Here is a 212-nt window from a genome sequence, read left to right as displayed (position 1 = left end):
ACAGCAAAATGGGCATGGATGCAGGTGATATGCAAGCCATGGATCATAGCAAAATGGCCATGGATGCGGGTGATATGCAAGGCATGGATCATAGCAAGATGGCCATGGATGCAGGTGATATGCAAGCCATGGATCACAGCAAAATGGGCATGGATGCAGGTGATATGCAAGCCATGGATCACAGCAAAATGGGCATGGATGCGGGTGATATG

General features: G+C 49.1%; 1 pseudogene. It reads left to right on the top strand.

The features are described from left to right. Window positions 1-14: 14 nt before the first annotated feature. Window positions 15-212 (top strand): annotated as a pseudogene (locus AAEY88_RS15815) (copper resistance protein B); the annotation flags it as partial.

This window comes from Psychrobacter sp. CAL346-MNA-CIBAN-0220 (genome assembly GCF_040309805.1).
Taxonomy (GTDB): Bacteria; Pseudomonadota; Gammaproteobacteria; order Pseudomonadales; family Moraxellaceae; genus Psychrobacter.
The sequence above is the reverse complement of the archived record's forward strand: the minus strand, read 5'-3'. Positions and strand labels throughout refer to the sequence as shown.